The organism is Bacillus sp. FSL W7-1346, assembly GCF_038593335.1.
GTDB lineage: Bacteria > Bacillota > Bacilli > Bacillales > Bacillaceae > Bacillus > Bacillus altitudinis.
This window is the reverse complement of record NZ_CP151988.1, coordinates 2,116,755-2,142,143: the sequence shown is the minus strand read 5'-3', so window position 1 is coordinate 2,142,143 and position 25,389 is coordinate 2,116,755. Positions and strand designations below refer to the sequence as shown.

Here is a 25,389-nt window from a genome sequence, read left to right as displayed (position 1 = left end):
AACCATTTGATCAGACAGTAGACTATTGAAACAATCGCATTTTTGAGAAAAAACGCATCAAAGGAAAGCCAAAATGGAAAAAGGGGCGAGGCCATCATGATACGTCAAGTGAAACCGTCAGATTTTTACGCAGTCACATCCGTCATTCAAAGCTGGTGGGGAGGCAGAGATTTGCGTGCAAAATTGCCAAAGCTCTTTTTTGAACATTTCCAGCAAACAAGTTTTGTTGTCGTTGAAAAGGGAGAGCTGATCGGCTTTTTGGTTGGCTTTTTATCGCAATCTCATTCGGATGAAGCCTATATTCACTTTGTTGGCGTCCACCCAGATCACCGTAAATTAAAGATAGGCAAAATCCTCTATCAAGCTTTTTATGAAGCGGCTGAAAAGGAAGGAAGAACAACCATTAAAGCTGTCACAGCTCCTATCAATAAAGTCTCCATTGCTTACCATACAAAACTCGGGTTTCAGATAGAAAAGGGAGATAAAACAGTAGATGGCATCTCAGTCTTTTCAGATTACGATGGCATTCATGAAGACCGTGTGTTATTTGTGAAGAAGCTGGAGGCAATGAAATGATTGTTCATTTAGATCACACAATAAGTGATGTAGCAAAGCAGATCTTACATATTCAACTAGCTGCATACCAACAAGAAGCTGAACAAATTGGCTATGCTGATCTTCCGCCATTAAAAGAGACCATTCAAGATGTCATGAAAGCAAAAGAGCAATTTATTGGTTTTGAGCAAGATGATCTCTTATTAGGTGTAGTCTCCTATGAAGAGCTGAAAGATTGTTTGATCATTAGTCGATTGGCTGTGCATCCAAAAGCGCTAAAGCAGGGTATTGGAACAAGACTTATGTCCACAATCATGGAAAAGAATGTCCCGATAGAGCTGACCACAGGGCAAGAAAACACCCCTGCAAAAAGGCTATATGAAAAATTAGGTTTTTTTGAAACAAATGTGATTCATGTGGCAAAAGAGCTCACCCTATCAAAAATGAAATGGACACTGCGACGCAAGGTTGAGGTTGTCGAATTCAAAAAAGAATGGCATGAAGAATTCCGTCAAGAAAAGCAGCGACTCAAGCAAATCATTCAAAAGAGCTGGATAGAAGGATACCATATTGGCAGCACGTCAGTTACAGGACTTGTTGCCAAACCAATTATAGATATATTAATAGAAGTAAGCGATATAGAAGAGATTGATAGGAAAAAAGAGAGATTTGAACACCTTGGATACGAAGTGCTCGGTGAAAATGGTATAAAAGGGAGACGTTTTTTTCAAAAGGGTGGCTTGAATCGTACGCATCATGTCCATGTGTATGAAAGGAATCATCCTGATGTGAAAAGACATTTATTGTTTCGAGATTACTTAAGAGTCCACCCAGAACGAGCTGTAGAGTATGCGTCTGTCAAGGAACAATTAGCAAATCAGTATCCGGAAGATATACAAAGCTATATGGCGGGAAAGAATGAAATCATAAAAGAAATAGAAAATGAGGCATATCGCTGGGATAAAGAAGGAAGAGAGGGAGCTCTTAAATAAGCTGCCTCTTCATCTCGTTAATTAGGAAACTGAACATTGCCTTTTACAATATAGGCCTGTGAAGCAGCAGTAGATGGAAGAGCGGGTAATTGATCCTTTACTATGACCCCGCGAATATCTGTGATTCGAACAGGAAGAGATGTAGACCCCATATGAAAGCCAAGGAAATGGTTGTAGTCTGTCTTTTCCATGTTCACCCATTTTCCATCTTTGTAATATTCCATTTTCATAACCGGATATTTATGATTGCGCACTTGAATCGCAGCCCACCACTCACTGCTACCTTCTTTTATTCTGTAAGCTACATTTCCGCTAATCGGTGCTTTTATAATTTTCCAACTAATCGGGATTTTCCCATCTTCCATATTGCCAATTTTGGTAAAGGCATTAGGAGAAAGATCAAGAGCTCCTTTTGCTCCTTCTGGATATTTATCGGTTACATACACAACGGTTTTTCCTTTTGGCCCCGTTACTTCAAGGTAAGCCCCTGCAAGTGCCGCATTTACCCCTTTATAGTTATAGTCATGGGGATTTAAAGCTGTAATTTTCATGTCAGAGGGAATAGGATCTAATAAAGCGGCGCCCCCTGAGTAACCAGATCCCGTATAAGTCGCATAGCTTTCTCGTACTTCATCAAGGATAGATGCCGCTTTCATGTTTGGCATAGTGAAACTCAACATCAATATCAGCGCCCCGATAAAGCAGAGAGATAATCTTTTTTTCACGATCTAAAACCTCCTGTTTCTTCTTTTTAAAATTGATAGCGTCATCAGTATAATTCTAAAAAACAGGATGCAGAAAGAGCCAATAGATAGATATAATCCTAGTGAGAAGAGCGTGTATTTCAAAGAGTATGACTTTCGGATTTAGTCGTGTGTCATGTTTTATGGTGTTTTATGTGTTACAATGTAAGCATCAATTTAAAAAGGATGTTCGCCATGTATATTCACATCACAGAACTGGCTAAAACATATATAGAAAAACAGCAAACAGGAAACGAGACGAAGGAGTTACTGCTTCGCTACGATTCAGAAGGTTGTGGCTGTGCAGTGAGTGGCGTACCAATGCTTTGGTTAACAAGTGAAAGAACAGGTGAATGGGAACCACTTAAAAATAGCCAACATTTAAAACTATATATACACACAGCACAAAAGGTGTTTTTTGACGAGGAAATGACGATTGATTTTAATGAAAAAGCCAATACACTTATGTTGAAAAGTCCTCAACAAATACTCAGCCCGAGAATGGGTATACTTGTAAAGTAAGGTGGAAACGTAGTGGATCAAAAGCTGAAAGTGATACAAAATACGGCACAAAATAAAACGTGGGTGTCGTTTTTAAATAATAATCATCCATATAGCCTTTTGCACTGGTCAATCGGTGGAATGGATTCAGTAAAAAAGGACGTCTGGCTTCTCCAAGATGAAGTCACATTTGAAACGGAAGAATTTCCAACGCTTGAATTAGCAGTCAGTTGGATAAAAGAGAATATGGAACACGTAACAGATGTGTTATAAGCCCTTTGCTGAAGAGGGCTTTTTTTTGTGCCATCATCATCTCATCAAACAGGAGAACTGTCTAATTTGAAAAATGAGATTTTTCAACGATAAAAAGTCATTTTTAACAAACATTTCGACAAAATGAGAAAAGTAGAAAGAGAAAAATAGAGACTGTAAATGCCGAAAAATCGGCAATGGAAGCGGTTATTGCGGGATACCGAAAACTTTACGAAAAACGACATTTCATATTTCTTCCATTCGAGGAAATATGATAGAATACAACATGTATCGTACATGAGGAGGGAGGTGCTAAGGTGAATTGAAGCTCAAGCTGTCATCGCCTCAGGTTGGAATCAAAATAAACGAATGGTATAGGCAGATTTGCGGATTTCATGTCATGAAAGCAGAGAAGCTAAAGGCCGAGATCGAGCAGGAAATCCTTGAGATGGAGCAAGATCAGAACTTGCTGCTTTTTTACCAGCTGATGGATTTTCGACATAAGGTCATGCTTGAATATTTTGAACCGGCAAAAAAAGCCTCGAATGATGAGGAGATTAAGAAGCTTCTAGAAACGATTGAACATTCGCAGACCAAATTAACGGATATGCTTGAATACTATGTTCATTTTTTTACAGGAATGTTTGAATTTGAACAGAGAAACTATTTGAGCGCCATTGCTTATTACCGTTCCGCAGAAAAAAAGCTCAATCTCATATCAGATGATATAGAAAGAGCAGAATTTTATTTTAAATTAGCAGAAATATACTACCACATGAAACAAACCCACTTTTCGATGCACTATGCTTTGCAAGCGTTAGATACGTACTCTGCCTACAGAACGTACACGCTGAGAATCATCCACTGTGAATTTGTCATCGGTGCAAACTATGATGATTTGAAATGCTATGAACATGCATTGCCCTACTTTAAAAATGCTCTAAAGCGAGCACGCTCAATTGGAAACCCTCGAGTCATAGGTTCGGCCCTTTTCAACTTAGGTAACTGCTATTACCAAATGAACGATCTTGCTACAGCAAGTCGCTATCTCAAAGACTCTCTTGAAGTGTTTGAAAAGGAGAATTTAACCCATCTGAATCGCTCTCTAGACCCACTATTTATGCTGACCCAAATCCTGTTTAAACAAAAACAAATAGAAGAGTCGTTAACCCTCTATCAACAAGGTATTATGAAAGCCTGTGAATTAGAAGATGAAATTTACATCTGCAAGTTTCAGTTTTTAAAAGCATTATACGTTGATGCAGAAATAAAAATCATAGACGATACATTAGATTTGTTGGAGGACAAGCGTTTATACCCAGATATTGAGGAACTGGCACTTGATGCGGCTCATTATTATAATGAGCTTGGATTATTTGAAGTTTCTACCCGGTATTACGAAAGGAAAATTCAAGCCATATCAAAAATTCAAAATGGAGGTCATTTATATGAAAATGAGTTTGATAGTTCTTTTATTGGCAGCAACTGCAGGGTTATCGGTCATGAGTCAGCAGCAATCGGAAGAGAGCCATATGGAGCTGGCGGGCAGACACCATACAACAGTGGTGACTATCGTATAAGTTAGCAAAAAGAGGAGACGAACGGCTGTTCATTCTCCTCTTTCATTTTGATTGAATTGAAATGCTTCCAGAAATGCTTCGACCTCTTGTTCATAGACTTCCTTATTGTCACTATAAGACATCGCATGCGCACCATGTGGCGCAATAAATAGCCGTTTATCACCTTTTTTGCGTGCGTATAACTGCTCGCTTTGCTCACAAGGGATATAGTCATCATGGAGGCTATGAATAAAAAGGATAGGTTCTTTCACCTGGTCGATTACATCAAGTGGAGAAACTTGTCGAATGCTGTATCCGTCCCGCCATTTCAACACTTGATCACTTAGTGGAAGAATCCACTGTCCTGAAAGACGAAAATCTGTTTTTAATCGATACAGAAGCTGATCCTCAAAAGAAGCAAAAGGACAATCAGCGATGTAAAAATTAGCGTTTGCATCCGGTTTTGCAGCATATAATAAAGTTGTGACTGCGCCCATCGATTCTCCGTGTATCCCAATGATTGCTTTTTCCCCAAGCTTTTTTCTCAGCCACTTGACGACTTGAGCCAAATCTTCTTTTTCATAATATCCATAGCTCGTTGTTTTTCCGCCGCTCATCCCATGTCTTCTATGATCATAAAGCAGCACATTCCATCCAAGCTTTTGGAATAATTTCATATACTTCACGGAATTGATCAAACTGACGGTAACCCCGTGACAAAGAACGATGGTGCGTGTTGTATGAGGGAGCGGTACAAAATAGCCATGAAGATCGTAACCAAATGCTGAAGGAATACAAACTTTCTCTTTTTGCAGCTGTTGAAACTCCTCGTGATGATAGTGCCCTTCATCTGATTCTCGTTTGATGAGCTCTTCATCCGTTAATTTTCGTATATACATCATTTTATTGGTAAAAAAAATGCCGATTGCAGCGAGTGGAAATAATACCAAGGCGAGTATAGCGAGCCATTTCTTCTTCAAGCTGATTCTTCCTTTCCGAAGGGTTTCTATGAAGATCATACCACATGTTGGGAGTTTGGCGTGACTCTTGCTGAGCAACTAAAACGGATGATACACTAAAGCAAAAGGAGAGAGGCAAAGTGAAAAAGACCAATCAAGATCAAGCAAAGCTAAAGGACGGCATAAAGGATGATGTGAAACAGCAGCTCCTTCAAATGAAGCAGAACCTGGCCGCCGAGACAGAAAAAAGAGAAGAACAAAAACGACAAGACCTCCTTCGGCAACAGAAAGAAAAAGAAAAAAATAAAAGCTTCTCAGAGCTGCTAGATGAAAGTCATTTAGACTGGAGAAAGTATAAAAGTTAAAAAAGGGAGCTGCGATGCTCCCTTTTTTATGTTATATCATTGAGATGAATACATACTACATGAGCCTGAGAAAACACGTCTGACTCCCTCGTATCACTTCATTTCATAATCGCACCAATAGGGTTGTACATTCAAAATAAAACATAAGTGACAAGCTGTTCTTCCATTTGTCTTCTATTGATTCAAACGATGCGTCTCATACACAGACTGTTTTGTGAAATATGACAAAGCTTTAACTTCTTGGTCGCTTAATGAACGTGCATTTGCCGCTGCCACATTTTCTTTTAACTGTTTCACCGAGCTTGCGCCAAAAACAACAGAGCTGACTGCAGAATGCTTAAGCAAGTATTGAATGGACAGCTCTGTCAGTGATAGGTCATAAGCGACTTTCTTTAACGAAGGAATGATTTGCTGAAGCTCTTCAAATGAATAGTCAAGATACCCGTTCTTTTGAATCGCCGCACTTGCTTGCGAAAGGGATTTTTCAGTTAATAATCCTTTTGCTAAAGGACCTCTTGCCACGACACTAATGCTTTGTTCTTCAAGAAGAGAAAACCATTCTTCTGGGCGGCGGTCGAGTAAACTATATTGCATCATCACACTCACGATGTTTGATTTTTTGGCGTATTCTTTAATGACATTTGGACGGATCGACGATATGCCGTAATAGCGAATGACACCTTCTTCAACCAATTCTTCAAATGCCTCGATGGTTTCGTCAATTGGATCGTCAATTGTGCCGCCATGCAATTGATATAAATCAATATAATCTGTTTGAAGTCGTTTCAGGCTTTGTTTCACTGCCTCTTTTATATATGCTTTTGAAGGATCCCAGTCCCAGCCAGGTTTGCCTTTTTCAAAGCGGTTGCCGCCTTTTGTGGCCAAAATCAAATCTTGGCGTCTGTTCTTAATGGCTTCCCCGACGATTTCCTCATTTGTTCCAAAATCATATAAATCAGCTGTATCCAAATAGTTAATCCCAAGATCAATGGCTTCATCTAATAAAGAGAGCGCTTTTTCTTTTTCAGTCCCAAGGGACATACATCCTAGTGCCGCCTCACTAACCAAGAGATCAGAGGTGCCAATTCGTCTTTTTTTCAATTCAATCACACTCCTATCCTTTCACATTAAGTGAAACAATTCTGGAATTCAAGCTAGGTGATTTCAAAAGGCGCATTGAAGCAGGCATCCGCATTTTGGCTTCTCTTAAAACATCTATGTTAAAATGAATGAAGTAAAAAGTGAAAGTAGAACGAGGAGCTGACAAAATTGAAGGACTTTGAAGAAAAAACATTATCGTCAAAAACATTATATAACGGAAAAATCATTGACTTGGTTCTTGAAGATGTAGAATTGCCGAACGGAAAACCAGGCAAACGCGAAATCATTAAACATCCAGGTGCAGTAGCAGTCATTGCACGTACAGACGAAAATAAAATCATTTTGGTCAAGCAATACCGTAAAGCACTGGAGAGAGCCATCGTTGAGATTCCGGCTGGAAAATTAGAAAAAGGAGAAGAGCCGGCACATACAGCACTGAGAGAATTAGAAGAAGAAACAGGTTATACAACTCAGGCGCTCCAAAAGCTGACCGCCTTTTATACATCACCAGGGTTTGCGGATGAAATTGTTCATATCTACCTTGCTGATCAGCTGGTCCCGCTTGAAGAAAAACGAGAGCTGGATGAGGATGAATTTGTCGAAGTGATGGAAGTCTCACTAGAAGAAGCACTGCAACTCATCGAAAAACAACATATTTATGATGCAAAAACAGCCTATGCCATTCAATACTTACAATTGCAAGAGGTACTTAAGTCTACAAAATGAGGGAATTCTTTGCAGATATCCATATTCATATTGGTCGAACAAGAACAGGCAGGGCTGTCAAAATTACAGGTGCAAGGTCACTGACCATTGACCAAATTCTCATTGAAGCGTCTCAAAGTAAAGGGATGGGGATGATTGGTGTGATTGATGCACAATCTCCTGAAGTCCTAGAAGAATTGATAGAAGGTGTAGAGGAAGGCACGTACACTGAACTAAGCGATGGCGGTTTATCATTTGGAAAGACCGTTTTGCTTTTAGGCAGTGAGCTAGAAATCAATGATGACCAATCAAAAGGTCCGATTCATGTGCTTGCCTTTATGCCCACGCTTCGTAAAATGTCTGAGTTTTCCGCATGGCTTTCTCTTCATATGAAAAATGTGCATTTGAGTTCACAGCGGTTATATGTGGATGGGAGAACGCTTCAGCATAAGGTGAAGGAACTAGGGGGATTATTTATTCCTGCCCATATTTTTACGCCGCATAAAAGTTTATACGGTAAAGGGGTCAATACGTCTTTAACCGAAGTATTCGATCCAGAACTCATTGATGCTGTTGAGCTTGGCCTTAGCTGTGATACATCTATGGCTTCCCAGCTAAGTGAGCTAAACCGCTATCCTTTTTTAACAAATTCAGATGCCCATTCTTTAGGGAAAATTGCGCGAGAATATACGAAGATCCGAATGGATCATGCCTCCTTTGCTGAATTTGAGCTAGCGCTTCAAGGAAAAGATGGCAGAAACATCACTGGAAATTATGGGCTCGCTCCGCGGCTCGGAAAGTATTATCATACGACCTGTGAGAAATGCGGGGTAAGACCTGACAGTCAGGAGCAAGAAAAGTGCCAAGCATGCGGCCATACCCGAATGACAAAAGGGGTGAGTGAGCGGTTAAAGGAGCTTGCTGACCAAGAAAGTGACAAAGGAATAAGGCCTCCTTATGTTCACCAGCTTCCCCTTCATTTTATTCCTGGTGTTGGAGCCAAAACGTTAGAAAAGTTAAAAGCTGTCTTTCATACAGAGATGAATATTCTTCATCAAGCAACAGAACAAGAATTAAAAGCGGTCCTGCCTGAGAAAACAGCCGATTACATCATCAAAGCAAGAAGAGGTGAAGTTGGACTGATCGCTGGCGGAGGCGGGGTCTACGGTAAGGTGGATATCAATCATGAATCAACTTAAATGGACATGTCACACATTTGAACAACTGTCTAAAGAGGACCTTTACTTGATTTTAATGGAAAGGGTAAATGTGTTTGTTGTAGAACAAACATGTCCTTATCCTGAAATTGATCATCGTGATCAAGAGGCGCTGCATGTCATCGCCAAAGAGAACGGCACGATTGTCGCTTATTGCCGCATTTTCCAAAGCGGGATCATGTACAAAGAGGCATCCATTGGCCGTGTCCTTGTGACGAAGACCGGCCGGAAAAAAGGTTACGGGAAGATCCTGCTCGATCAGGCGATAAAAAAGCTCAGTGAATTAGGCGAAACAAAGATTAAAATCCAAGCACAGGCTTATTTGAAATCGTTCTACGAATCGTTTGGCTTTGAAGCTGTCTCAGATTGTTATGATGAGGATGGAATTCCGCATCTTGATATGGTGAGAAAAGAAAGATAGGCGTGTATACGTCTATCTCAGCGTGTAGACAAACCCTCGCATTCTTTGTCAGTCCTGCGCTCCGGTGCTCACGAATGTCAAATTCGCTCCGTGAAAGTAGCTGTCCTTCCTAGACTGCAAAGGTTTTCTATCACGCTGAAAAGAAGACAAAAGGCTAAAATCAAGTACATTTTAGCCTTTTGTCAACAATTTGAGATAGACGTGTATACGTCTATCTTTTTTAGGTGCTTTCATGTATCATAACGACAACGAAAGGGGTTTTGCGAAATGGGAAAAAGCAAAGCAAAGAAAAAGAGAGAACACCTTCAAAGACAGCACAGCCGAAATCCAGAACAATCGAGAGGAAATATGCCGCATTTTAGTACACACGAAAGAAAGACAAAAACAAAACAAGAAGCCTTGCAGCATATGATGAAAAAACATAAAGGTAGGAATGCTTATGATCGCTATGAACAGGATCATAAGCATTTTTATTTTGCTTTTTTGTGACAAGTAGATCAAATAATTGGAAAAATTTTAAAAAATAGGACAAACGGTCGTTTCTTTTTGTCTAAAAATGTAGTTAAATGACAAAAAGAAATGAAAGGGAGAGTGGGTATCGTGAAGGTCAAATCATTTGGAGCAGGGCTTTGTATGGCAAGTATGCTACTGGCATCGATGACATTCGGCGCATCAGATGTATCTGCAAAGGATCAAGCAAAAAAAGAGTATATGATCGGTTTTTCTTCTTCCGTTCAAGACAAAACACAAAAACAGCTTGTTGAAAAAGCCGGCGGTCATGTGAAAGAATCAATAGAGAAAATAGATATGATGAAAGTTTCGTTGAACGAAGCATCAAAAGAAAAACTACATCAAGCAAAAGAAGTTACTTTTATTGAGGAAGACCAAAAAGCAAAAACAAGCGGTCAAAGCGTTCCTTATGGCATCAAAAGCATCAAAGCACAAAAGGTACATAAACGAGGATATGCCGGACAGAATGTCAAAGTAGCTGTTCTTGACAGTGGAATCGACGGCAAGCATGAAGATTTACATGTAACTGGTGGTGTCAGCTTTGTTCCAACAGAGTCCGATCCGCTCGTTGACCCGCATGAACACGGAACTCACGTTGCAGGCACGATCGCAGCATTAGATAATAAAGTAGGCGTCGTTGGTGTGGCACCAAAAGCTTCGATCTATGCGGTGAAAGTGGCAGATGAAAATGGTGACGGCTACTATAGCTGGATCATTAAAGGCATTGAATGGGCGATTGAGAATGAGATGGATGTTATCAATATTAGTATGGGGGGAGCAAGTGAATCGGAGGCGCTGAAAGAAGCGGTAGATCGAGCTTATGACAACGGGATTCTCATTGTCGCATCTGCAGGAAATGCTGGGAGCTACGGGTCACTTAATACGATAGATTACCCGGCCAAATACAGCTCTGTCATGGCAGTCGCATCTGTGGATCAACGAAAGCAAAGAGCCTTTGATTCCTCTGTTGGGGAAGAAGTGGAAGTATCAGCACCAGGTGTTTCAACATTAAGTACCATTCCTCATAACGAATATGGATATAAGAGTGGAACGTCTATGGCATCACCTCATGTAGCTGGTGCTGCGGCAGTCATTCTATCAAAACATCCGAATCTGACAAATGATGAATTGCGTGAAAGGCTGACAAAAACGGCAACAAAACTTGGCGAACCTTTTTATTATGGCGCTGGGCTTGTGAACGTACAAAAAGCTGCACGATAAAGGAAACGAGAGAGCGGTGTACAGCTGCTTTCTCGTTTTTCTTTTTATAAAACTGTCATGTTTCGTCTGCTCTCTCATAGAATCTAGTAACCTTTACTATTTGGGAGGAAGGCGCATGCGGAAAAAGTCTTGGAAAGAACATCTTCTTCAGCACGTGAAAGATCATGTATCGATTTATTTGTTTGTTTCTGTACTATTTTTAATGGGCGTCATTTTTGGAGCCATTATCGTCAATAGTATGACAATGAGTCAGAAAGAGGATTTATTCTACTATTTAAATCAATTTTTTGGTCAACTGACGAATGAGAAAGCAGCAGAATCAAAAGAAATGTTTTTGCAAAGCTTTTTACATCATATGAAATATTTGGGCCTCATGTGGATACTCGGAATTTCCATCATTGGCCTGCCGCTTATTTTTCTTATGATTTTTTTAAAAGGGATTGTAGTTGGGTTTACTGTCGGTTTTTTGGTCAATCAAATGGGGCTTAGCGGTTTTTTTCTATCTTTTGTCTCGGTGCTTCCTCAAAATATCTTGCTCATTCCAGCGTATTTAGTGATCGGAACTTGTGCGATTGCGTTCTCCATTCGTTTAATTGGTCAGCTTTTTATGAAAAAAACCATCAGTCAAGCGCCAATCCATTGGTTTGGCCGGTATGCTTCTGTTCTACTGATGATTTTAACCCTCGCTGCTCTTTCGTCCTTTTTTGAATCATACTTATCATTCATGCTGATGAAAAAGCTGGCAGGTGTTCTGTTTTGATGATTTTATAATCGTTATTAAATAATAATCAATTTATTTATCAATTTAAAATGATTATAGTTGGCTCTCTGCACATCATTTGATATAATGATCAAGTAATGTGGCGTAGGAGGGAAAGTCAATGGAAAATCGGATTGATCGAATTAAGAAACAGCTTCATTCTTCCAGCTATAAGCTCACGCCACAGCGTGAAGCAACAGTAAGAGTACTGCTTGAGAATGAAGAAGACCATTTAAGTGCAGAAGATGTATACCTCCTCGTAAAAGAGAAGTCTCCTGAAATTGGTCTTGCTACTGTTTATCGGACGTTAGAATTGCTTACTGAACTGAAAGTTGTTGATAAAATTAACTTTGGAGACGGCGTTTCGCGATATGATCTTCGCAAAGAAGGAGCCGCTCACTTCCATCACCATCTTGTCTGCATGGAATGCGGGACAGTCGATGAGATAGAAGATGATTTATTAGAAGATGTTGAAGAGATTATTGAACGCGACTGGAAATTTAAAATTAAGGATCATAGATTGACATTCCATGGTATTTGCCACCGGTGTCATGATGATGAATCCGGCAAATAATCCGAATTGGAACCTTTTCATTCAAGATGAAAAGGTTTTTTGCATGTTCGCTGTATATTCCTTGTCCCACCTGGCATATGCTGAAGTAATGAGAACACGAGAAAGGACATGAAGAACATGCGAAAATGGCTCAAAACAACAGGGGAAGTAATGAAAGTATTTATCTTGTTCACTGGTTTTACCGTCCTGTTCTATTATGCTATGATATGGATAAATTCAGAATATGAAAGCTATCATCGTTATGATAAACCAGAAGGTGCAGCGATAAAAGTGATGGAAATGGATCAGCCGAAACAAGACAGCTGGCAGGATCGATTGATTTATTTTTATCAAAACGGGGAGTAGAAACCATTGAAGGATCAATTATCCGACTTTATTCATTTTATGACAGTAGAGAGAGGACTCTCTGAAAATACCATTGTCTCTTATAAAAGAGATTTACAGAACTATTTGTCTTTTTTAATGACGCATGAACAATTGACAGATGTAAAAGACGTCACACGCCTTCATATTATTCATTATTTAAAACAGTTAAAAGACGAGGGGAAATCGAGTAAAACGTCCGTCCGTCATCTATCATCGATACGCTCCTTTCATCAATTTTTGCTCCGTGAAAAAGTGACAACAGATGACCCGTCATGGAACATTGAATCACAAAAAACAGAGCGGAAATTACCGAAAGTTCTATCATTAGATGAGGTAGAAAAGCTGCTCGATACACCTAAGCAGCAAACACCATTTGACTACCGTGACAAAGCCATGCTCGAACTTTTATATGCAACAGGTATTCGTGTAAGTGAAATGCTTGATCTGACTCTTGCGGATGTGCATCTGACCATGGGGTTTATCCGCTGTTTTGGAAAAGGAAGAAAAGAGCGGATTGTGCCTATTGGTGAAGCTGCTGCAAGTGCGATTGAAGTGTATATAGAAAAAGGAAGAAACAAGCTGCTCAAAAAACAGCCGGCCGATGCCTTATTTCTGAATCATCACGGAAAAAAAATGTCGCGGCAGGGCTTTTGGAAGAACTTAAAGAAACGAGCCATAGAAGCAGGTATTCAAAAAGAATTGACGCCTCATACGCTCAGACATTCATTTGCGACACATTTGCTTGAAAACGGTGCGGATCTTAGAGCCGTACAGGAAATGCTCGGACATGCCGATATTTCTACTACACAAATTTACACACATGTCACAAAAACAAGATTAAAAGACGTGTATCACAAATTCCATCCAAGGGCATAAGTAAAGCATGGCACGGTGAACGTGTATCATGCTTTTTTATGTTTGGACCGTTTATGGTTGTCAATTGACTTGAAAACGGTTTATACTTGAGATGTCTGACCTCTCCAGTTGTGAAAGGTGAAAGGACAAGAATATTGAAGGAGGCGCTTTTTTATGCCTGATTATCAGTATAAACGTATTTTCCTCATTGTGATGGATTCAGTAGGAATCGGGGAAGCACCTGATGCTGCTGATTTTAATGATGTAGGTGCAGATACACTTGGACATATTGCTGAAAAAATGAACGGGCTTCATATGCCGAATATGGCGAAGCTTGGGCTAAGTCATATTAAAGAAATTAAAGGAATTCCAGCGGACGAAAAACCGCTTGCGTATTATGGAAAAATGCAAGAAGCATCCAATGGGAAAGACACAATGACAGGACATTGGGAAATCATGGGTCTTTACATCGACACACCATTTAAAGTCTTTCCAGACGGCTTTCCAGATGAACTGTTAAATGAATTAAAAGAAAAAACAGGGCGCGGAATCATTGGAAATAAACCAGCGTCTGGTACAGAAATTCTGGATGAGCTTGGCGAAGAGCACATGAAAACAGGCGATTTAATCGTTTATACTTCAGCAGATTCTGTGCTGCAAATTGCTGCACACGAAGAAGTTGTGCCATTAGACGAACTTTACCGCATTTGCGAAATCGCACGTGAACTGACTTTAGATGAAAAATATATGGTAGGGCGCATCATCGCTCGTCCATTTGTCGGGGAGCCGGGGGCATTTGTCAGAACACCAAATCGTCATGACTATGCATTAAAACCATTCGACCGTACCGTCATGAATGAATTGAAAGATGATGGACTTGATGTCATTGCGATCGGAAAAATCTCTGATATTTATGATGGTGAAGGAATCACCTCTTCACTCAGAACGAAATCCAACATGGATGGAATGGACAAGCTAGTGGAGACGCTGAAAACAGACTTTACTGGGCTGAGCTTCTTAAATCTTGTCGACTTTGATGCGCTTTATGGGCATAGAAGAGATCCAGAAGGCTACGGTAAGGCACTAGAGGAATTTGACGCACGTCTACCTGAAGTGTTTGATCTATTAAAAGAGGATGATCTGCTTGTGATCACAGCAGATCACGGAAATGACCCGGTTCATCACGGAACAGATCATACAAGAGAATACGTTCCGCTTATTGCTTACAGCAAAAAGCATCAAGAAGCGAATGAGCTGCCAACAGCGAAAACATTTGCTGATCTTGGGGCAACGGTAGCAGATAATTTTAAATCAACGCTGCCAAAATACGGAACAAGCTTTTTATCTCAACTCAAATAGGGGGAAATCGCGTGGGAGCACAGTTTTCAGAAGCGGCGGCATATATTAAACAAGCATCGACATATGTACCAACAGTTGGATTGATTTTAGGTTCAGGTCTCGGCATTTTAGCCGATGAGATTGAAAATCCAATCAAATTGAAATATGAAGATATTCCTGGATTCCCTGTTTCAACAGTAGAAGGGCATGCAGGCCAGCTCGTCATTGGAACGCTGAAAGGCACGGTCGTTTGTGCCATGCAAGGACGTTTCCATTACTATGAAGGGTATGATATGAAGCAGGTGACATTTCCTGTCCGTGTGATGAAAGAAATCGGCATTGAGACATGTATTGTGACAAATGCAGCGGGCGGTGTGAATACATCCTTCCATCCTGGCGATCTCATGCTGATTACAGATCATATCAATATGATGGGGACCAATCCGTTAATTGGACCAAACGACAGTCAAGGGGTTCGTTTCCCTGATATGTCTGCACCGTATGATAAAGATTTGTTGGCACTTGCAGAGAAAACGGCTAAACATTTAGGCATATCTGTGCAGCAAGGGGTTTATGCAGGAATGACAGGTCCTTCATATGAAACGCCGGCAGAGGTTCGTTTCCTCAGAACGCTTGGCGCTGATGCAGTCGGTATGTCGACTGTGCCAGAAGTGATTGTAGCACGTCATGCAGGCATAAAAGTACTTGGTATTTCATGCATCTCTAATGCGGCTTCAGGTATTTTAGATCAGCCGCTTTCTCATGATGAAGTGATCGAAGTGACGGAAAAAGTGAAAGCAAGTTTCCTTGATTTAGTGAAAGAAGTTGTCAAACAACTCTCATAGATCGTGTGAAAAAGCCTTCTGTTCATGAAACAGAGGGCTTTTTTTTATGGCAATCAAACGATCTCTGAATAAAACAGCCTTTATGAGGAAAAAATAGAAAGGATTACGATAATGGAGGTCTGCCACTTGAAACGTCATATATGTGCATTGTTTACTTTAATGATCCTTATCTCAATGGTTTCACCATCAGCGATGGCAAAAGAAAAGATTGAAAAGCCAGGAGAAAAACAAACATCAGAATTGGCGCATGAAGCCAAATCAGCGATTTTAATGGAACGTGACACGGGAAAAGTGCTTTACAACAAAAACAGTGATGAAAAGCTTGCCCCTGCAAGTATGACCAAAATCATGACGATGCTTCTCATCATGGAAGCGATGGATCAAGGGAAATTAAAAATGACTGATAAAGTAAGAACGAGCGATCATGCAGCATCTATGGGAGGCTCACAAATTTTCCTTGAACCGGGAGAAGAAATGACGGTTAAAGACATGCTAAAAGGCATTGCGATTGCGTCAGGAAACGATGCTTCAGTTGCCATGGCAGAACATATTGCTGGATCTGAAGAACAGTTTGTTGAGCAAATGAACAAAAAGGCAAAAGAGCTTGGGCTCACCTCAACGGTCTTTCAAAATCCAACAGGACTTCCTGAAAAAGATCATTACAGCACGGCTCATGATATGGCAAAAATGGCAAAAGAGCTGTTGAAATATGAAGAGATCACCAAGTTCACAGGTGTATACGAAGACTATCTTCGTCAGAACACGGATAAAAAATTCTGGCTTGTGAATACAAACCGTCTCATTAAATTTTATCCAGGTGTGGATGGGGTGAAAACAGGGTTTACAGGCGAGGCAAAATACTGTCTAACGGCATCCGCTAAAAAAGGGAACATGCGCGTCATTGCTGTTGTATTCGGCGCAAGTACACCAAAAGACAGAAATGCCCAAGTCGTCAAAATGCTGGATTACGCCTTTAGTCAATATACAACGCATCCTCTGTACAAGCGTGGTCAAGACGTAGCAGAGATCAAAGTGAGCAAAGGGAAAAAGAAAAAAATTCAGCTTGTCACGTCAGAACCGATCTCTCTTCTAACGAAAAAAGGTGAAAATGTCGATCAGATCAAAAAAGAAATTAAATTATCTCAAGATGTCACAGCCCCATTTTCAAAAGGAACGAAACTTGGCACCATCATCTTGAAAAAAGATGGAAAAGTGCTTCATGAAAGTCCTGTTGAAGCGAAAGAAGATATGGAAAAAGCCGGTGTTTGGACGTTCTTCAAACGGGCGATGGCCGAATTTGTTAAATGGAAGTAAAAGGTGAAAGACTGCTGCAACTGGCAGTCTTTTTTGCTATGAACGAAAAGAACATCTAAATGTGACGAATGATCACTAGTTTTGTCATGGTGAAGGATTTGCATGTGAAGAAAGAGAAACATTCTTTATCCGAAAATAGAGCAAGGAGGAAGAAAAGATGAGCCTTGGTATTGATTTTCAAATAAAAGAGAGCGTACTTTGCATTCGGTTGACAGGGGAGCTTGATCATCACTCCGCAGAGACATTGAGACAAAAGGTGACGAATTATTTGGAAACAGAGGACATTCGCCACATCGTGCTGAATTTAGCTGATTTATCGTTTATGGACAGCTCTGGCCTCGGAGTGATTTTAGGAAGATACAAAGAAATTAAACAACTTGGCGGTGAAATGGTCGTCTGTGCGATCTCGCCAGCGGTGAACCGTTTATTTGATATGTCCGGCTTGTTTAAAATTATTCGTATGGAGCCTTCAGAGCAAACTGCGCTGCAAACATTGGGGGTGGCATCATGACAAATGAAATGAATCTGACTTTTTCTGCTTTAAGTCAAAACGAATCCTTTGCGAGAGTAACGGTGGCAGCATTCATCGCTCAGCTCGATCCAACATTAGATGAGCTAACAGAAATCAAAACCGTTGTATCAGAGGCGGTCACGAACTCAATCATTCACGGGTATGACGGGAATCCAGACGGCAAGGTACACATTAGCGTCACGCTGGATGACCATATTGTGTATCTGACGATTCGAGATGAAGGTATGGGCATTTCAGATCTTGAGGAAGCAAGGCAGCCGCTTTTTACGACGAAACCAGACTTAGAGCGTTCCGGGATGGGTTTTACGATCATGGAGAACTTTATGGATGATGTCATGGTGGACTCATCTCCAGAAATGGGCACAACAATCCGCTTAACAAAGCATCTATCAAAAAGCAAAGCGCTTTGTAATTAAGGAGCTGCTCATATGGATGTGGAGGTAAAAAAGCAAGCAAAAAAAGCACAGCTGTCTAATGATGAAGTGAAACAGCTCATCAAAAAAAGCCAAGACGGAGATCAACAAGCAAGAGACCTCCTCGTAGAAAAAAACATGCGTCTTGTTTGGTCCGTTGTTCAGCGCTTTTTAAATAGAGGATATGAACCAGATGATCTGTTCCAAATAGGCTGTATTGGCCTGCTGAAATCTGTTGATAAATTTGATTTGTCTTATGATGTGAAGTTTTCGACCTATGCCGTTCCAATGATCATTGGTGAAATTCAGCGTTTCATTCGTGATGATGGAACCGTCAAAGTCAGCAGGTCCTTAAAGGAACTTGGAAATAAAATTAGGCGGGCAAGGGACGAATTGTCTAAATCTCATGGACGAATGCCGACTGTTCAGGAAATCGCTGAATATCTGGACATCACACCTGAGGATGTTGTCCTCGCTCAAGAAGCGGTCCGCTCACCATCATCTATTCATGAAACCGTGTATGAAAATGACGGCGATCCGATTACGTTGCTCGATCAAATTGCCGATCATTCAGAAGAAAGATGGTTTGATAAAATTGCGCTAAAAGAGGCGATTAAAGAATTAGAAGAGCGTGAGAAACTGATTGTCTATTTAAGGTATTATAAAGACCAAACACAATCAGAAGTAGCAGAAAGACTCGGAATTTCCCAAGTGCAAGTCTCACGGCTTGAAAAGAAGATTTTAAAACAAATCCAAATGCAAATGGATCAAAAAGACAGCTAGCCAATTTGGCTGGCTTTTTTTGTGTGGTAATTACCGGTAAATTAAGTTCTTTCAGTATGAGAACCATTTTTCACCACATACTATTTTTAACCCATCGTATAGGAAGTGACTTGGATGGACGGACAAATCTTTATTCGGCTGCGCCATCGGATTAAGACTGGTAATGATCAGCTTATTTATTTAGAGGATATTGCCCAAATCACTGGAGATGACAGTGCTGTGCAAAAGCTGAGCAAAATGCCGATATACCATGTCAGTAAAAAGGATCGTCACATCGTTGTGTTAGATATCATGCATGTGGTCAAAACGATCAAAAAAGCGTGGCCTGACATCGACATTCAAACGGTCGGAGGCTCAGAAGCCATTGTTGAAATAGACACAGGTAAACGCCAACTGTCGCCCGTATTATTCGTGTTTGTATGGCTCCTCTTATTTGTCGGAGCGGCCCTTGCCATCATGAATTTCCATGAGGATGTTAGTATGCGGCTTGTTCATATCCGCCTTTACGAGATGATTACTGGAAACACGGTTGAGCATCCTTATTTATTACAAATTCCATATAGCTTTGGACTCGGTTTTGGCATGATTTTATTTTTCAATCATGTGTTTAAAAAGCGTTTAAACGAAGAGCCAAGTCCGCTTGAAGTGGAAATGTTTAAATATCAGCTCGATCTTGATCATTATGTCGCACTCAATGAAAACAAAGAAACATTGAAAGATATCCATGATCGGTAAATGGCTTTTTGTGGTGCTTGTTGGGCTCGGCGGCGGTTTAACGGTAGGGGCAGGATTTGTGGCGTTTCTCACAGTGCTTGGTATTATCCCTCGATTAATGCAATTAACGAAAACGCAGCGTTTCATTCAAGGATATGAGGCTGCCGTGATAAGTGGAGCGGTCGTTGGCGGCTGGGCTACTTTAAGTCAAGTCCATTTGCATTTATCCAAATGGCTAGCGCTTCCGATCGGTCTTTTATCTGGCATTTTTGTCGGCATGCTTGCAGCCGCACTCACTGAAGTGTTAAATGTACTTCCTATCTTAACGAAAAGAATTGGAATGGACGGGAAAATAGTGCTGCTGCTCATGGCCATCGTCTTAGGAAAGGTGTTTGGCTCGCTATTTCATTGGCTTATTTATATTTAAAAATGTGGAGGGAACAACACGTGTCAAGTTTAAAAGAGAACTATCCATCTAAAGTGAAAACGTATCAGCCGAAACCTCCTTATGTACTGAACTGCATCAAGGCTTTTCTTGTCGGCGGTTTGATTTGTGCGATAGGCGAGGGATTGCAAAATTTCTATATTACTTTTTTTGATTTTAATGAGAAGACAGCAGGGAATCCAACGGTGGCGACCCTTATTTTAATTTCTGCTATTTTAACTGGTATTGGTATTTACGATAAAATCGGCCAGTTTGCTGGAGCGGGATCAGCTGTCCCGGTGACAGGATTTGCAAATAGCATGACAAGTGCGGCTCTTGAGCATAAAAGTGAAGGGCTTGTGTTAGGTGTAGCGACCAACATGTTTAAACTGGCTGGGAACGTTATTGTGTTTGGTGTCGTCTCGGCATATGTCGTAGGGATTATTCGATACGTCTTGGAAAAGATGTTTTCGTAGGAGGAATAAAACGTGAAACTAACAGGTAAGCAATCTTGGGTATTTGAACACAAGCTTTATGTGAATGCGGAAGGAACAGCTGCAGGACCGAAAGAAAAAGAAGGCCCAATCGGTCATCTCATTGATAAAACCTATGATGAAATGCACTGTTATCAAAAGAACTGGGAAATGGCTGAAAGGCAGCTCATGGATGATGCCATATCAATGGCCTTATCAAAAGCGAATTTGCAAAAAAGTGATATTGACCTTCTGCTGGCAGGAGATTTACTGAACCAAAACGTGACTGCCAACTATGTGGCAAGAGAACTCAAAATCCCGTTTCTTTGTTTATTTGGTGCCTGCTCCACATCAATGGAATCAGTCGCGATTGCCTCAGCGCTAGTAGATGGTGGCTTTGCCAATAGAGCACTTGCTGCGACAAGTAGTCACAATGCGACGGCAGAGCGGCAATTTCGTAATCCAACAGAATATGGCGGGCAAAAACCCGATACAGCCACAAGTACAGTGACAGGGAGCGGTGCTGTCGTCATCAGCCAAGAACCTTCCCAAATTCAAATTACAAGTGCCACCGTCGGACGGGTGATGGATCTTGGGATTACAGATCCATTCGATATGGGTTCGGCTATGGCGCCTGCAGCGGCAGACACAATCAAACAACATTTAGAAGACTTAGGAAGAACAGTAGATGATTATGATCTCATCCTAACAGGAGATCTATCTGGAATTGGATCGCCTATTTTAAAGGATCTTCTCAAAGAAGATGGCATTCAGCTTGGACGGAAGCATGATGATTGCGGATTAATCATATACACACCTGATCAAAATGTATTCGCTGGAGGCAGCGGCTGTGCCTGCTCAGCTGTCGTGACATTCAGTCACATCTTTCAAGAAATGAAGGCAGGGAATTTGCAAAGAGTATTGGTTGTGGCAACCGGGGCGCTTCTCAGCCCAATGATGGTTCAGCAAAAAGAGACCATTCCAACCATTGCGCACGGAGTTGTATTTGAGCGTGCAGGAGGAGAAAGCTAATGGATTATTTGATTGCTTTTGTTGCAGGCGGACTGATTTGCGTGATCGGCCAGCTTTTACTTGATGTACTGAAACTCACACCGGCACATGTCATGACGACCTTTGTTGTGGCGGGGACGATTTTAGACGGGTTTGGTATTTATGATAAATTTATTGAATTTGCAGGAGCGGGTGCTACCGTCCCTATCGTAAGCTTTGGTCATAGCTTGCTTCATGGGGCGATGCATCAGGCTGATGTCCACGGATTTATTGGAATTGGAATTGGAATTTTTGAGTTAACCTCTGCTGGAATATCAGCTGCGATTTTATTTTCATTTATCATTGCACTTATCTTTAAACCGAAAGGATAACCTAATATGGGGCAAAGACGCAAAGTCATTTTAGTGACAGACGGAGATATATATGCTGCCAAAACGATTGAGCTTGTCGCAAAGAAAGTCGGCGGAAGATGTATTTCCAGCTCAAAAGGGAATCCGAGCAAACGAACAGGACCAGAACTGGTCCAGATGATTTTAAAAACGCCATATGACCCAGTGTTTGTCATGTTTGATGATTCTGGCTTAACAGGTGAAGGAACAGGGGAGACGGCGATGAAGCACGTAGCACGTCACCCTGAAATTGAAGTGATTGGCGCCATTGCAGTGGCATCTAAAACCCATCAAGCGGAATGGACAAAGGTACATGTCTCCATTGACCGGGAAGGTGAACTGACAGAATACGGCGTTGACAAACATGGACTTCCAGAAATGGAACCACACAAAATGAGTGGAGATACAGTGTATTGTCTCGATTCACTACAGCTTCCGATTGTTGTCGGCATTGGAGATATTGGCAAGATGGGACGGAAAGATGATCTAAGCAAAGGGTCCCCCATCACAATGAAGGCAGTCGAATTAATTTTAGAAAGGAGCGGTTTCCATGAAGAAAGACAAGGTGCACGTGTACCGAGATCCGAAGAAAAATGAAGATTTTTTCAAAGACAATGTCGGGATGGGTCTCAGCTTTGACCTTGGCGTTCGGAAAATTTATGTCCATGATCAGGAAATCCAGCTTTACTATGTAAATGGATTATGTGATACACAATATGTGATCTATTTATTAAAAGAACTGATTGAAATCAATGATAACGAACCTGAATCAGATGATCTTGCACGTGTGGTAGAAAACCGTCTTGTCAATCAGCAAGTCTCAAAAGTTGAAACGCTTGATGAAGCAGTGGATCAAGTGTTGTCTGGACTTGTGGCAGTCGTTGTCGAAGGTGAAAATTACGCATTTATTATTGACGTCAGGAGCTACCCTGGCAGAATGCCGGAGGAACCGGATACAGAAAAGGTTGTCAGAGGTGCAAGAGACGGCTTTGTTGAAAATATCATTGTGAACACAGCACTCATTCGCAGAAGAGTGCGGGATGAAAAACTGCGATATAAAATGCTTAAAGTAGGTGAGCGTTCTAAAGCGGACGTCTGTGTTTGTTATATTGAAGACATAGCTGACCCTGATCTTGTTGATATTATCGAAAAAGAAGTGTCTGGGATTAAAGTTGACGGACTGACGATGTCTGATAAAACAATAGAAGAATTTATCATTAAGCAAGGATATAATCCCTTCCCGCTTGTGCGATACACCGAGCGCCCAGATGTAGCCGCTAACCATATATTAGAAGGGCATGTCATCATCATTACGGATACATCTCCTAGTGTCATCATTACACCAACCACTATTTTTCATCATGTTCAACATGCTGAAGAATACCGCCAGGCGCCAGCAGTTGGGACTTTTTTAAGATGGGTGCGTTTTTTAGGCATCTTATGTTCTACTTTTCTTTTGCCGATCTGGTTTCTTTTTATTCTAGAACCGAATCTTCTGCCAGACAATCTAAGCTATATTGGATTTAACAAACCTTCTCATATCCCTGTCATTCTCCAAGTATTCCTTGCTGATTTTGGGGTGGAATTTTTACGAATGGCGGCGATTCATACGCCGACCGCCTTGTCGACTGCCATGGGCTTGATTGCAGCCGTTTTAATTGGACAAATTGCAATTGATGTCGGTTTATTTACACCAGAGGTCATATTATACGTCTCGCTAGCAGCCATCGGCACATTCACCACTCCAAGTTATGAATTGAGTGTCGCTAATAAAATCATCCGACTGATCATATTAGCACTAGTAGCGATCTTTAAGCTGAATGGATTGATCATCGGTTTTACGCTGTTACTTATTTATTTAACATCCATTCGTTCCTTACAGACACCTTATATGTGGCCGTTCATTCCTTTTAATGGAAAGGCTTTGTGGCAAGTGCTCATTCGGACGTCTGTACCTGGCTCAAAAGTAAGGCCAAGCATCGTTCACCCTCAGAACAGATCAAAAATTCCGCCAAATTCTTAACGCTCGTTGAAAGTGGCTGAAGATTGTGATATTGTATTTTTAACTTTGAGAAACGGCAAAAGGCAGCTTGTGCAGCTGTCTTTTTTCAGCCGAGGCGGAGAAAGAGGGAATGACATTGTATTTACACGGCACTTGCAGACAAAATGAACTCGGACATTTAGAAATTGGTGGTGTTGATGCCGTTTCTTTAGCTGAAACGTATGGGACACCACTTTATGTATATGATGTGGCTTTAATACGGGAGCGTGCAAAAAGCTTTCAGAAAGCATTTATTGAAGAAGAACTAAAAGCTCAGGTGGCATATGCGAGTAAGGCGTTTTCTTCTATTGCCATGTTCCAGCTGGCAAAAGAAGAAGGCTTATCACTTGATGTCGTTTCAGGCGGGGAGCTGCACACAGCCATTTGTGCCGGGTTTCCAGTAGAAAAAATTCATTTCCATGGTAACAACAAAAGCAGAGAAGAATTAAAGATGGCACTAGAGCACGGAATTGGCTGTATTGTCGTTGATAATTTCTATGAAATGACACTCATTGAACAGCTTGGTCAAGAGCTGTCAAAACAGGTGAAAGTACTACTCCGCATCACGCCGGGTGTTGAAGCACATACGCATGACTATATCACAACAGGTCAAGAAGATTCAAAATTCGGTTTTGATCTTCATAATGGACAAGCAGACGAAGCAGTCAAACAAGTACTTGAATCAGAAGTGATCGAGCTCTTAGGTGTTCATTGTCATATCGGCTCACAAATTTTTGATACGGCTGGTTTTGTCCTTGCGGCAGATAAAATTTTCTTGAAGCTAGATGAATGGAGAGAATCATTTGGCTTTATTTCCACAGTGCTGAACTTAGGCGGAGGCTTTGGCATCCGTTATACAGAAGAGGACGAACCACTTCCAGCAACTGAATACGTGGAGAAAATTATTCAAGCGGTGAAAGAAAATGTAGCCCGCTATGAATTTGAGATGCCTGAAATTTGGATTGAGCCAGGCCGCTCACTTGTTGGAGATGCGGGAACCACTCTTTATACGATCGGCTCATCCAAACATGTACCTGGAATTCGCGATTATGTAGCCATTGACGGCGGAATGAGTGATAACATTCGACCTGCTTTATATCAAGCGAAATATGAAGCAGCGAGCGCCAATAAAATGAGCCAAACGCATGATCAAACGGTGTCCATTGCAGGGAAATGCTGCGAGAGTGGAGATATGCTCATTTGGGATATTGATCTGCCAGAGTTATCACAGGGAGACTTGTTAGCTGTCTTTTGTACAGGAGCTTATGGCTACAGCATGTCAAACAACTATAACCGCATCCCGCGCCCGGCTGTAGTATTTGTAGAAGATGGGGAAGCGCAGCTTGTCGTTGAGCGTGAGACATATGAGGACATTGTCAAATTGGATTTACCTTATCAATCAAAAGTGAAATCATCGACTTAAAAAAAGCTGCCTGATCATCAGGCAGCTTTTTCT

32 protein-coding genes are annotated in these 25,389 nt (G+C 41.1%); 29 read left to right on the top strand and 3 right to left on the bottom strand.

Annotation, left to right across the window (positions count from 1 at the left end; genetic code table 11):
* Positions 1–42 precede the first annotated feature (42 nt).
* Both NST09_RS10985 and NST09_RS10980 read left to right on the top strand, forming a co-directional pair.
* Positions 43–576: a GNAT family N-acetyltransferase gene (locus NST09_RS10985; RefSeq protein WP_342493003.1), complete on the top strand. Its 534-nt coding sequence runs from the start codon at positions 43–45 to the stop codon at positions 574–576.
* A complete protein-coding gene (locus NST09_RS10980; RefSeq protein WP_342493002.1) occupies positions 573–1,547 on the top strand; it encodes a GNAT family N-acetyltransferase in 975 nt (324 codons plus the stop codon). The genes NST09_RS10985 and NST09_RS10980 overlap by 4 nt, the downstream gene beginning before the upstream one ends.
* 17 nt (positions 1,548–1,564) lie before the next feature.
* Here the strand turns inward: NST09_RS10980 and NST09_RS10975 are convergent, their stop codons facing one another.
* A complete protein-coding gene (locus tag NST09_RS10975) occupies positions 1,565–2,272 on the bottom strand; it encodes an expansin EXLX1 family cellulose-binding protein (protein WP_035390737.1) in 708 nt (235 codons plus the stop codon).
* A gap of 213 nt (positions 2,273–2,485) precedes the next feature.
* Between NST09_RS10975 and NST09_RS10970 the strand changes: the two genes are divergently transcribed.
* The 3 genes from NST09_RS10970 (at position 2,486) to NST09_RS10960 (ending at position 4,628) form a co-directional block, all read left to right on the top strand.
* A complete protein-coding gene (locus tag NST09_RS10970) occupies positions 2,486–2,812 on the top strand; it encodes an iron-sulfur cluster biosynthesis family protein (protein ID WP_024718944.1) in 327 nt (108 codons plus the stop codon).
* A gap of 12 nt (positions 2,813–2,824) precedes the next feature.
* The gene (locus NST09_RS10965; protein WP_008343836.1) at positions 2,825–3,064 is read left to right on the top strand and encodes a YqkC family protein; all 240 of its coding nucleotides are present in this window, start codon (positions 2,825–2,827) and stop codon (positions 3,062–3,064) included.
* A 301-nt stretch (positions 3,065–3,365) separates the two neighbouring features.
* A complete protein-coding gene (locus NST09_RS10960; protein ID WP_024718943.1) occupies positions 3,366–4,628 on the top strand; it encodes a tetratricopeptide repeat protein in 1,263 nt (420 codons plus the stop codon).
* Positions 4,629–4,652: 24 nt separating this feature from the next.
* Here the strand turns inward: NST09_RS10960 and NST09_RS10955 are convergent, their stop codons facing one another.
* The gene (locus tag NST09_RS10955) at positions 4,653–5,582 is read right to left on the bottom strand and encodes an alpha/beta fold hydrolase (protein ID WP_079919587.1); all 930 of its coding nucleotides are present in this window, start codon (positions 5,580–5,582) and stop codon (positions 4,653–4,655) included.
* A gap of 119 nt (positions 5,583–5,701) precedes the next feature.
* On the opposite strand from NST09_RS10955, the gene NST09_RS10950 reads away from it, so the two are divergent.
* Positions 5,702–5,926: a YqkE family protein gene (locus NST09_RS10950; RefSeq protein WP_008343840.1), complete on the top strand. Its 225-nt coding sequence runs from the start codon at positions 5,702–5,704 to the stop codon at positions 5,924–5,926.
* A gap of 174 nt (positions 5,927–6,100) precedes the next feature.
* Here the strand turns inward: NST09_RS10950 and NST09_RS10945 are convergent, their stop codons facing one another.
* Positions 6,101–7,027 carry an aldo/keto reductase gene (locus tag NST09_RS10945; protein WP_065460652.1) on the bottom strand — a complete coding sequence of 309 codons (927 nt, stop codon included), beginning with the start codon at positions 7,025–7,027 and terminating at the stop codon, positions 6,101–6,103.
* Between the two features lie 168 nt (positions 7,028–7,195).
* On the opposite strand from NST09_RS10945, the gene NST09_RS10940 reads away from it, so the two are divergent.
* From NST09_RS10940 to lysA, 23 genes are all read left to right on the top strand, one after another.
* On the top strand, positions 7,196–7,753 hold the full coding sequence (locus NST09_RS10940; RefSeq protein ID WP_017367536.1) for an NUDIX hydrolase: 558 nt from the start codon (positions 7,196–7,198) through the stop codon (positions 7,751–7,753).
* Positions 7,750–8,931 (top strand): TIGR00375 family protein, encoded by a 1,182-nt coding sequence (locus NST09_RS10935; protein WP_035390730.1) that lies wholly within the window; start codon positions 7,750–7,752, stop codon positions 8,929–8,931. The genes NST09_RS10940 and NST09_RS10935 overlap by 4 nt, the downstream gene beginning before the upstream one ends.
* A complete protein-coding gene (locus NST09_RS10930) occupies positions 8,918–9,370 on the top strand; it encodes a GNAT family N-acetyltransferase (RefSeq protein ID WP_008343848.1) in 453 nt (150 codons plus the stop codon). The genes NST09_RS10935 and NST09_RS10930 overlap by 14 nt, the downstream gene beginning before the upstream one ends.
* A gap of 267 nt (positions 9,371–9,637) precedes the next feature.
* Positions 9,638–9,859 (top strand): hypothetical protein, encoded by a 222-nt coding sequence (locus NST09_RS10925; RefSeq protein ID WP_008344413.1) that lies wholly within the window; start codon positions 9,638–9,640, stop codon positions 9,857–9,859.
* 111 nt (positions 9,860–9,970) lie between these two features.
* Positions 9,971–11,101: a S8 family peptidase gene (locus NST09_RS10920; RefSeq protein WP_008344415.1), complete on the top strand. Its 1,131-nt coding sequence runs from the start codon at positions 9,971–9,973 to the stop codon at positions 11,099–11,101.
* A gap of 115 nt (positions 11,102–11,216) precedes the next feature.
* On the top strand, positions 11,217–11,861 hold the full coding sequence (spoIIM, locus tag NST09_RS10915) for a stage II sporulation protein M (RefSeq protein ID WP_008344417.1): 645 nt from the start codon (positions 11,217–11,219) through the stop codon (positions 11,859–11,861).
* Positions 11,862–11,982: 121 nt separating this feature from the next.
* Positions 11,983–12,435, top strand: a complete 453-nt coding sequence (fur, locus tag NST09_RS10910) for a ferric iron uptake transcriptional regulator (RefSeq protein WP_003215577.1) — start codon at positions 11,983–11,985, stop codon at positions 12,433–12,435.
* Positions 12,436–12,552: 117 nt separating this feature from the next.
* On the top strand, positions 12,553–12,780 hold the full coding sequence (locus NST09_RS10905) for a YqzK family protein (RefSeq protein WP_008344420.1): 228 nt from the start codon (positions 12,553–12,555) through the stop codon (positions 12,778–12,780).
* Between the two features lie 6 nt (positions 12,781–12,786).
* Positions 12,787–13,677, top strand: a complete 891-nt coding sequence (gene xerD, locus NST09_RS10900; protein ID WP_007501057.1) for a site-specific tyrosine recombinase XerD — start codon at positions 12,787–12,789, stop codon at positions 13,675–13,677.
* Between the two features lie 153 nt (positions 13,678–13,830).
* On the top strand, positions 13,831–15,015 hold the full coding sequence (gene deoB, locus NST09_RS10895) for a phosphopentomutase (protein WP_017357920.1): 1,185 nt from the start codon (positions 13,831–13,833) through the stop codon (positions 15,013–15,015).
* An 11-nt stretch (positions 15,016–15,026) separates the two neighbouring features.
* The gene (locus tag NST09_RS10890) at positions 15,027–15,839 is read left to right on the top strand and encodes a purine-nucleoside phosphorylase (RefSeq protein ID WP_019743098.1); all 813 of its coding nucleotides are present in this window, start codon (positions 15,027–15,029) and stop codon (positions 15,837–15,839) included.
* A gap of 111 nt (positions 15,840–15,950) precedes the next feature.
* On the top strand, positions 15,951–17,153 hold the full coding sequence (locus tag NST09_RS10885) for a D-alanyl-D-alanine carboxypeptidase family protein (protein WP_089374163.1): 1,203 nt from the start codon (positions 15,951–15,953) through the stop codon (positions 17,151–17,153).
* A 157-nt stretch (positions 17,154–17,310) separates the two neighbouring features.
* Positions 17,311–17,664: an anti-sigma F factor antagonist gene (gene spoIIAA / locus NST09_RS10880; RefSeq protein ID WP_008344431.1), complete on the top strand. Its 354-nt coding sequence runs from the start codon at positions 17,311–17,313 to the stop codon at positions 17,662–17,664.
* On the top strand, positions 17,661–18,101 hold the full coding sequence (gene spoIIAB, locus NST09_RS10875) for an anti-sigma F factor (protein ID WP_007501052.1): 441 nt from the start codon (positions 17,661–17,663) through the stop codon (positions 18,099–18,101). Before spoIIAA ends, spoIIAB begins: the two co-directional genes overlap by 4 nt.
* Before the next feature lie 12 nt (positions 18,102–18,113).
* Complete coding sequence (sigF, locus tag NST09_RS10870; protein ID WP_007501051.1) at positions 18,114–18,881, top strand: RNA polymerase sporulation sigma factor SigF; 768 nt, start codon at positions 18,114–18,116, stop codon at positions 18,879–18,881.
* Between the two features lie 114 nt (positions 18,882–18,995).
* On the top strand, positions 18,996–19,616 hold the full coding sequence (locus NST09_RS10865; protein ID WP_008344433.1) for a stage V sporulation protein AA: 621 nt from the start codon (positions 18,996–18,998) through the stop codon (positions 19,614–19,616).
* On the top strand, positions 19,606–20,022 hold the full coding sequence (locus tag NST09_RS10860) for a stage V sporulation protein AB (protein ID WP_007501049.1): 417 nt from the start codon (positions 19,606–19,608) through the stop codon (positions 20,020–20,022). Before NST09_RS10865 ends, NST09_RS10860 begins: the two co-directional genes overlap by 11 nt.
* 20 nt (positions 20,023–20,042) lie before the next feature.
* Positions 20,043–20,495: a stage V sporulation protein AC gene (gene spoVAC, locus NST09_RS10855; RefSeq protein ID WP_019743094.1), complete on the top strand. Its 453-nt coding sequence runs from the start codon at positions 20,043–20,045 to the stop codon at positions 20,493–20,495.
* A 12-nt stretch (positions 20,496–20,507) separates the two neighbouring features.
* Positions 20,508–21,524, top strand: a complete 1,017-nt coding sequence (gene spoVAD, locus NST09_RS10850; protein ID WP_008344437.1) for a stage V sporulation protein AD — start codon at positions 20,508–20,510, stop codon at positions 21,522–21,524.
* Positions 21,524–21,874, top strand: coding sequence for a stage V sporulation protein AE (spoVAE, locus tag NST09_RS10845; RefSeq protein WP_007501045.1), 351 nt, complete (start codon positions 21,524–21,526; stop codon positions 21,872–21,874). Before spoVAD ends, spoVAE begins: the two co-directional genes overlap by 1 nt.
* 6 nt (positions 21,875–21,880) lie before the next feature.
* The gene (locus NST09_RS10840; RefSeq protein WP_007501044.1) at positions 21,881–22,489 is read left to right on the top strand and encodes a stage V sporulation protein AE; all 609 of its coding nucleotides are present in this window, start codon (positions 21,881–21,883) and stop codon (positions 22,487–22,489) included.
* Positions 22,443–23,915: a spore germination protein gene (locus NST09_RS10835; RefSeq protein ID WP_007501043.1), complete on the top strand. Its 1,473-nt coding sequence runs from the start codon at positions 22,443–22,445 to the stop codon at positions 23,913–23,915. Before NST09_RS10840 ends, NST09_RS10835 begins: the two co-directional genes overlap by 47 nt.
* Positions 23,916–24,030: 115 nt before the next feature.
* Positions 24,031–25,356 carry a diaminopimelate decarboxylase gene (lysA, locus tag NST09_RS10830; RefSeq protein WP_060781163.1) on the top strand — a complete coding sequence of 442 codons (1,326 nt, stop codon included), beginning with the start codon at positions 24,031–24,033 and terminating at the stop codon, positions 25,354–25,356.
* The last annotated feature ends 33 nt before the right edge of the window (positions 25,357–25,389 follow it).

Excerpts from the sequence above, each read along its gene's own strand:
- NST09_RS10980 (WP_342493002.1), top strand. The coding sequence starts at position 573 with ATGATTGTTCATTTAGATCACACAATAAGTGATGTAGCAAAGCAGATC.
- NST09_RS10970 (WP_024718944.1), top strand. The coding sequence starts at position 2,486 with ATGTATATTCACATCACAGAACTGGCTAAAACATATATAGAAAAACAG.
- NST09_RS10935 (WP_035390730.1), top strand. The coding sequence starts at position 7,750 with ATGAGGGAATTCTTTGCAGATATCCATATTCATATTGGTCGAACAAGA.
- NST09_RS10930 (WP_008343848.1), top strand. The coding sequence starts at position 8,918 with ATGAATCAACTTAAATGGACATGTCACACATTTGAACAACTGTCTAAA.
- NST09_RS10925 (WP_008344413.1), top strand. The coding sequence starts at position 9,638 with ATGGGAAAAAGCAAAGCAAAGAAAAAGAGAGAACACCTTCAAAGACAG.
- spoIIM (WP_008344417.1), top strand. The coding sequence starts at position 11,217 with ATGCGGAAAAAGTCTTGGAAAGAACATCTTCTTCAGCACGTGAAAGAT.
- fur (WP_003215577.1), top strand. The coding sequence starts at position 11,983 with ATGGAAAATCGGATTGATCGAATTAAGAAACAGCTTCATTCTTCCAGC.
- NST09_RS10905 (WP_008344420.1), top strand. The coding sequence starts at position 12,553 with ATGCGAAAATGGCTCAAAACAACAGGGGAAGTAATGAAAGTATTTATC.
- deoB (WP_017357920.1), top strand. The coding sequence starts at position 13,831 with ATGCCTGATTATCAGTATAAACGTATTTTCCTCATTGTGATGGATTCA.
- NST09_RS10885 (WP_089374163.1), top strand. The coding sequence starts at position 15,951 with ATGGAGGTCTGCCACTTGAAACGTCATATATGTGCATTGTTTACTTTA.
- spoIIAA (WP_008344431.1), top strand. The coding sequence starts at position 17,311 with ATGAGCCTTGGTATTGATTTTCAAATAAAAGAGAGCGTACTTTGCATT.
- spoIIAB (WP_007501052.1), top strand. The coding sequence starts at position 17,661 with ATGACAAATGAAATGAATCTGACTTTTTCTGCTTTAAGTCAAAACGAA.
- sigF (WP_007501051.1), top strand. The coding sequence starts at position 18,114 with ATGGATGTGGAGGTAAAAAAGCAAGCAAAAAAAGCACAGCTGTCTAAT.
- NST09_RS10865 (WP_008344433.1), top strand. The coding sequence starts at position 18,996 with ATGGACGGACAAATCTTTATTCGGCTGCGCCATCGGATTAAGACTGGT.
- NST09_RS10860 (WP_007501049.1), top strand. The coding sequence starts at position 19,606 with ATGATCGGTAAATGGCTTTTTGTGGTGCTTGTTGGGCTCGGCGGCGGT.
- spoVAE (WP_007501045.1), top strand. The coding sequence starts at position 21,524 with ATGGATTATTTGATTGCTTTTGTTGCAGGCGGACTGATTTGCGTGATC.
- NST09_RS10840 (WP_007501044.1), top strand. The coding sequence starts at position 21,881 with ATGGGGCAAAGACGCAAAGTCATTTTAGTGACAGACGGAGATATATAT.
- NST09_RS10835 (WP_007501043.1), top strand. The coding sequence starts at position 22,443 with ATGAAGAAAGACAAGGTGCACGTGTACCGAGATCCGAAGAAAAATGAA.